The sequence below is a fragment of the Bacillota bacterium genome (assembly GCA_012837335.1).
Lineage (GTDB): Bacteria > Bacillota > Limnochordia > Darwinibacteriales > DTU012 > DTU012.
On record DURM01000022.1, the window covers coordinates 1 to 6536 of the forward strand.

Annotated in this window: 8 protein-coding genes; 5 read left to right on the forward strand and 3 right to left on the reverse strand. The window is 46.7% G+C overall.

Annotated elements, in window-relative coordinates; translation table 11 throughout:
• Positions 1-11: 11 nt before the first annotated feature.
• Positions 12-518: a hypothetical protein gene (locus GX019_03205; GenBank protein ID HHT36167.1), complete on the reverse strand. Its 507-nt coding sequence runs from the start codon at positions 516-518 to the stop codon at positions 12-14.
• Positions 519-635: 117 nt separating this feature from the next.
• On the opposite strand from GX019_03205, the gene GX019_03210 reads away from it, so the two are divergent.
• From GX019_03210 to GX019_03230, 5 genes are read left to right on the forward strand one after another with little or no spacing between them, the layout of a single operon-like run.
• Positions 636-1151, forward strand: a complete 516-nt coding sequence (locus GX019_03210; protein HHT36168.1) for a helix-turn-helix transcriptional regulator — start codon at positions 636-638, stop codon at positions 1149-1151.
• Entirely contained in the window at positions 1144-1857 is a 714-nt protein-coding gene (locus GX019_03215; GenBank protein ID HHT36169.1) for an ABC transporter ATP-binding protein, read from the forward strand. Before GX019_03210 ends, GX019_03215 begins: the two co-directional genes overlap by 8 nt.
• Before the next feature lie 11 nt (positions 1858-1868).
• The gene (locus GX019_03220; GenBank protein ID HHT36170.1) at positions 1869-3023 is read left to right on the forward strand and encodes a hypothetical protein; all 1155 of its coding nucleotides are present in this window, start codon (positions 1869-1871) and stop codon (positions 3021-3023) included.
• Positions 3024-4160, forward strand: a complete 1137-nt coding sequence (locus tag GX019_03225; GenBank protein ID HHT36171.1) for an FtsX-like permease family protein — start codon at positions 3024-3026, stop codon at positions 4158-4160.
• Between the two features lie 19 nt (positions 4161-4179).
• Positions 4180-4743, forward strand: a complete 564-nt coding sequence (locus GX019_03230; GenBank protein HHT36172.1) for a TlpA family protein disulfide reductase — start codon at positions 4180-4182, stop codon at positions 4741-4743.
• A gap of 65 nt (positions 4744-4808) precedes the next feature.
• Here the strand turns inward: GX019_03230 and GX019_03235 are convergent, their stop codons facing one another.
• On the reverse strand, positions 4809-5408 hold the full coding sequence (locus GX019_03235) for a hypothetical protein (protein HHT36173.1): 600 nt from the start codon (positions 5406-5408) through the stop codon (positions 4809-4811).
• A 164-nt stretch (positions 5409-5572) separates the two neighbouring features.
• A complete protein-coding gene (locus tag GX019_03240) occupies positions 5573-6220 on the reverse strand; it encodes a hypothetical protein (GenBank protein ID HHT36174.1) in 648 nt (215 codons plus the stop codon).
• Positions 6221-6536: the final 316 nt, after the last annotated feature.

Consider the following 6536-nt stretch of genomic DNA (forward strand, 5'->3'; position numbering starts at 1 on the left):
CGGCTCTGTCATTATCGCAGCGGCAGGATCAGTGCCTTTAAGAGTTCGGCCTGCTCCTGATAAGCAAGAAAATAGCTTTCTGAATACAGGGCAAATGGAGTGCCCATAACCTGTGCTGTTGCTCCCTTTTCTTGATAGTTAATAGAAATCCGATACGGTACACCTGTCCGGCTGTCCTCATAACTAGCTGCGGCAGAGATTCCTACATAATGAAAGCGCTTTCCGTCTGTAAGTGTAATCAAATAATCGACGATGGTTTCATCAGGATAGTCAAATCCTTCCGGAAGCGGCAGCGCATGAAAACGAATCCACGGCAGCAGCCGATAATCAAAGTTCGCTTCCCCGCTATCCTGCTCCACTATGAATTCAGTCAACTGGTCATCAAACTCGAAGCGGGAAGCGCTCGTGTGATCGGTAATTACCTGCTTTAAATAATACTTATCAACCTTTGGCTCCAACAAAGTAGTCAGCTTTTCCAGCTGCGCAGACGCAGCCACGGATTGGATCATGAGTAACATCAAACAGAAAACAACAAAAGCTGCCTTCGGAACTTTGTTTTGCCTTTAATTCTTGACATTATTTGAACCCATATATATACTGAGTATATACATACCGAGTATATAAGGAGTGTCGCAGTGGCAGTAAAACATTTATTCCTAGCATTATTAACCCAAAACGAGCTTCATGGCTATGAGCTGAAAAACGGTTTTGAAGCTTTATCCGGAGGAAGATGGCCCTTAAATTTCGGTCAGGTTTACCAGACCTTAAACCGCCTGGAAAGAGATGGATATATTGAATCCTACGAAGTTGCCCAGACCGAAAAACCGGATAAAAAAGTATACCGCGTCACCGAAGCAGGCCGAAAGCATCTGTGGGAATGGCTGCAGACAGAAGATAACTGGAATCTCTTTTTCGATGAATTGGCATTGAGAATACTAGCATTTGACATAATCGATTATCAAGAAGCGCTGGCAATTTTGCGGGCTTATCGAAGTTTTATTCTGCGCGTAATCAAAAGCTTAACCCAAATGCGGGATCAAACACCGGAAAATTCTCCAATGGCAGTGCTGCTGGAGCGGAATATCTATCGGGCGGAGGCCGATCTAAAGTGGGTTACAACTATGATTGAGAGGTGGCAGAAACATGATTGAGTTACGAAGTGTAACCAAAGTATATGGGCAGGAGCCTGTTACCGTCACTGCCCTAGATCAGGTAAGTCTTAAACTTAATCCTAATGAGCTTACTGCCGTGATGGGTCCTTCTGGATCCGGCAAAACTACGCTGCTCAATATTATCGGATGTCTGGACAGCGCCACATCAGGTGCATACATTCTGGATGGCCGGGATGTGGGAGCACTCGACCTAAAAGCCAAATCGCGGCTGCGCAATGAGGTATTCGGCTTTGTCTTCCAGGCGTTCAACCTGCTCACCGACAAGACTGTATTGGATAACGTAATGCTTCCCTTCCGCTACAGCCACAGATCGCGGAAGGAGTGGAAACCGAGAGCAATGGTGGCCCTCGAACAGATGGGTATTGAAGATTTTGCAGACCGATACCCGGATCAGCTGTCCGGAGGACAGCAGCAGCGCGTGGCAATCGCCAGAGCCTTAGTTAATGACCCTCAGGTGATTCTGGCTGACGAACCTACCGGCAACCTTGACAGCAGCACTGGCAGGGAGATTGTGGAGATCTTAAAAACTCTGGCAGAAAAGCAGGGCAAGATAGTGGTGGTGGTTACCCATGATGCTATGGTTGCCAGCCAAGCCCATAGACTGCTGCAGATGATGGACGGCAGGATTATCGACGATTCCAAGCTCGGTGCTGAGTCGGTTGTATTTTCCCATCCTCAAGCTTAGGAGGTGATGCAGTGAAACCTTTGTATAGAACTCTGCTAATGATAGGGATTGCCATGGGTGTGGTAGCTACCTCCTTGATTTTCGGCATCGGTCAAGGGCTGGTGATTCACATCCAAGAGTCTAACGAGATTGCCGAAGATATGTATGCGATTTATCAGCCGAGCGGCAGCGCTGGGGTTATGGGGATGTCCCTGCCAAGTGTTCGGGAGATCCAGAGGTGGCTCCCGGAAGATATTGCAACTTCCGTGATCTCATTGGAGCAGCGGGAAGTTGATGTGCAAATTGGCTCAGATTTCTATGATGCCCACATAATCGGTGTTGATGCTGACCTTGCTCAGGTGTTTGGATTAGCAATCACGCAAGGGGAATTCTTTACGCGGGATGATCAGGAAAACCGCAATCCGGTTTGTGTAGTCACCAATGATCTTGTGGAACTTTTTGGTGCAGAAGCACTGGAATCACTTGTTATCAATGGTAAAAAGTATCAGGTCATCGGCGCTGTTCAGGGCGATGTCAATCTTGGTAGAATGCCCCACAACAACTACTCTGCCAGCAGTGTTTTCTTTCCGGTTGAAGTCTGGTACGAAGAGTTCAATGATGGTATTTATGACCATGGGCTGATCATGGAGATAGCTGTATATTCTCCCACATTTGGCAAAGCAGACTTAGAGCGAATTCTCTCCCAAAACATAATTCACATGGAGAATGCCCCTGCAGTCAAGGTAGCAGCGCCCGGTGAACAAGACTACAGTAAACATGCTCGAACCTTACTGATCCTAACCGGAATTTTTCTGATTGCTTTCTTGGTGTTTCTGCTTGCAGGCTTGAATATTATCCAGATCGCATCAGCCAATGTGTATGATCAGCAGCGCGAATTTGGTTTAAAAGCTGCTTTAGGGGCTCAGCCCAAGCATTTGAGCAGGGAAATTTCTGCAGAGATTGTGGCTTGCTCACTCCAAGGCGGATATTTGGGTATCGTCCTCGCTGGCATTGTAAATACCATTATGAACCAATATGTGGGCGAGTATTGGGCTGCTTTTAATATTGTCACAGCAATCGCAGGAATGCTTTTGGCGCTGCTGGTGGGATGGATCACGTCGGTGATTCCCGCGAGGCAGACAGCAAAAATCGATCCGGTGCTGGTGCTCAAGCAAGAGGTGAGATAAATGAGGAAAAACTTTTTCTTCAAATTTCAAGCTTTTGTAATCGGTGTGGTATTGGTTGTTGTGATCGGCCTTGCAAGGGGAATCATTTATGAAGAAGAACTGGCCAGAGCCCAGTACCCTCCCGGAATTTCAGTGATCGGTCTGTCGGTGAAAGGCACTTATGGGAGCCTTGGCCCCCTACCCTTCGATTATATCGACGCAGTAACGGATCAAGGAGGTCTCCTCACCGAATATTGGGAACCAGACGGGAACAATGGTTTCGATTACCTCGGTACCAATCATTTGTATCTGGAAGTCTTACAGCCTAACCTTAGGGCTGGCCGGTATTTCTCCCATGAAGAAAACGACCACCTTGTCTGCCTGATCAGCGAGAGCTTAGCTAAAGACTTGTACGGAACGGTTTCCAACAGCATCGGCAAGCCCTTCAGCGCCCGATCCCTCATGGCTGATCTGACCATTATTGGAGTGCTGGAAGACGCAATTGAACTGCCCGTAAAAACTGTTGACTTAAGGGGTTACGAGCAATTCCAGTTTAGGGTTTCTTCCGATCGCTTCGTGATATACCCCATCAAAGCCATCCCTTTGGAAGATTGGGTTGGAGTCTACCGGAGCATTTGGCTTGAGGGCAGCGTTTTGGATGCAGCCCGGATGGCGAATTATCTTGAAGGCTTAGACTTCGAAGCAGCATATGCCGTCAATCCTTTTCCAGCGCAGTATGTGGGCGATCCCCAAGCCCAGAATCTCCTGATCGCGATTTTGGTTGGCTTTGCATTCCTGGTAATGATCGTAGCGGCGTTAGGTATGTTTGGCATGCAGATGATTCAAGTTCTGCGGCGCAGGCAGGAAATAGGTCTGCGGATGGCTGTCGGAGCGAGGCCTTTTCAGATTCTCCTGCAGTTTTTGACAGAAACAGTGGTTACCATCTTGACTCCCAGCGGAATAGGAGTGGGAGTCGGGTACTGCCTGCACCCGTTTCTCAGCCAACTAGCATTTCCCATGATTTTCGATGGCTTCCTTGTCATCATAGCATTTGGAATCTTGACTGTCTTTACGGTTTTGGTCGGTTTGTATCCCGCTTGGAAGGGTGCAAATTTAGACCCGATTGAATGCCTAGGTAGAACACCTAGATTAAACTAACACGGAGGAGGTGGCCATTTTGGCTGGAAGGCTTAATTACAAATCACTTGTGTTCAACTTGGTCCTAACAGTAATCCTGATCGGCACCTTGGGTTTTAACTACAGACAGGAAAAACTTATACGGGAGGATATTGCTAATACCCAGGGGAGGCCACCTGCCCCTGGAACAATTGTTCCTGAGTTTCACCTCCTCGACAGCACCGGCAGCAGAGTCAAGTTCCAGGACCTCCACGGCCAAGATACGCTGCTGGTGCTGTGGTATACCGGCTGCCATCCCAGTGTTCAGCTGTTGGAGGCATTAAACGCGTTAGTTATTGAAAATAATCACGTAAAGATAATACCGGTAAATATCACTGATTCACTTGCAGAAACCAAGGCGTTTTACGAACAAAAAGGCTGGGACTTCCCTCTTTATGTGGACGCTGACAAGTCCACTAAATGGGCGTTTAAGGCTTCGATCAGTCCAGCTTTTTATCTTATCAGCAGCGATGGACAGATCATTTATCGGCAGCTGGGTTCTTCTAAACGGGGATTTGATTATATCGCCAACTGGCTCGCAAGCAGCCAAAACACTTACAATTGACAAAAGACCGCTTTTAGCGGTCTTTTGAGCAAGCTCCCCATCTACTGCGTTTTTTGATATCAATTTTATTCATCGCGGTACAGCTCTGAATCGAAAACCCAGAGCGCAGTATCTAATGCATAGAGCAGACGAATCTTGCCGGTGATAGACGGTGCTACAGCCCAATTCACACCTGTGAGGCCGTCAAGAAGCACTATCGCCTGAACAACTTCACCATTGATTTCACGGGGAAAAGAAAGCCGCCATTTCCCTTCCACTACTTCATCCCGATCCCAGGCAGCGTGGCTCATACTGTAAGTGCCGTCCGGATTGATCACCACCACGCCCTGTCCGGCTCCCGCGACCAGCTCATGCGCCGCATAATCTCCGTCATCCACATCGTATAAATTAACAAAAGTACTCGGCGTCCAGATGTACCATGTCCCGTAAAGACTCTCAAAATCCAGGAGAAAATCGTCAATCTCCGGGACAGGTGCGACAGCAGGAGCCTGTTCCTCCACTCCAGCCGCAGCTTCCACGCCTGCTGAATCCACTTCTGTACTTTCAAACTCGGACCAAGGTTCAGTGACAACAACTTCAGACCACGCTTTTACCGCTGGAACCCCTATTAACGAAGCTAACAGCAGAACTGACAACAGGATACTCCCCAGACCAAAACGCGACATGCACTTCCCCTCCCTTACCGGAGTGGATTTTAACTTCAAATTATTAATTTACCATATCGGTTATATATTCCTTCGCAGAATTATGGAAATAGTAAATTTTATATTTAAAAAGCGCCCCAGCGTTAGCCGGAGGCGCTCAAGATTGAGAGAAACAAATCTATATTTTACTGTCTTGAGTACTCCACTAACTCCATGATAAAACTAACTTCACCACCGGAATAAATTCGAACCAGGAGGGGCATTCCGATATCTGGAGCTACCACAAATTCCGAGATTTTAACATCGATCCGATTGCCATCATCATCCTGATGCCGTTCGCTCCTAGTGAAGAAATAACCTTCCACACCGGCTACAGTTTGTTTTGCGGTAATTCGAATTCTCGAGCCGTCGTAAAGCTGAATAATGCTGCCAACTTCCAGCTCCATATCTTCTGCATAGAAGTTCAGCATCACAATCTCGCCTATCCAGTCGCCGCCGCTCATCATAAAAGAACTTAAACCACTCAGTCCCATGAAAGTAAACTGATCATATAGGTCTTTCGATGGAACATCGTAAGTATATGCGATAGTTAGTTTTGTGGTATCATCATCGATCTTGTTTAGCTCAAGGGTTTGAATCTGCTTGGTTTCTTCACGAACCTCTTCACCCAGGTCATAGTCCCATTTATAAGAATAAGAGGTGATTTCATACTTAAATCTTTCATACTGCTGATTAAACTCACCATACGCCCAATACTCCTGGGCAGATAGAGATACACCAAACAACAGCATCACAATTAAAATCAACACTAATACCAGCGATCTGCGGACCATAATGCCGCCTCCTCATTTGAAAGATATTCGTTCAAACTCCAGGTAAACGCTGACAAAGGGGCTAGTGGGTGATATTTAGCCCATATTCGGTCGCTAATCTACGCACCTCCCGCTTTGATTCTATGTCATGAAGGGGTTTAAATTTTTAGTAATCCTGCTGTATTTTTTATGGAAAACAATCTATTTTACAAAAAATCATTCCCAGCAGACGATGTTAACAAAGGGATTTCTGGATGTTATGAATAATCTTAAATCTGCAGGCGCAACTCGAAGCAAATACGAGATCCGGAGGACCGAAAATGAACAGCTTCGACTA

Bases quoted from the DNA above. Each gene is read 5' to 3' on its own strand.
- GX019_03205 (HHT36167.1), bottom strand. From the start codon at position 518: ATGTTACTCATGATCCAATCCGTGGCTGCGTCTGCGCAGCTGGAAAAG.
- GX019_03215 (HHT36169.1), top strand. From the start codon at position 1,144: ATGATTGAGTTACGAAGTGTAACCAAAGTATATGGGCAGGAGCCTGTT.
- GX019_03225 (HHT36171.1), top strand. From the start codon at position 3,024: ATGAGGAAAAACTTTTTCTTCAAATTTCAAGCTTTTGTAATCGGTGTG.
- GX019_03235 (HHT36173.1), bottom strand. From the start codon at position 5,408: ATGTCGCGTTTTGGTCTGGGGAGTATCCTGTTGTCAGTTCTGCTGTTA.
- GX019_03240 (HHT36174.1), bottom strand. From the start codon at position 6,220: ATGGTCCGCAGATCGCTGGTATTAGTGTTGATTTTAATTGTGATGCTG.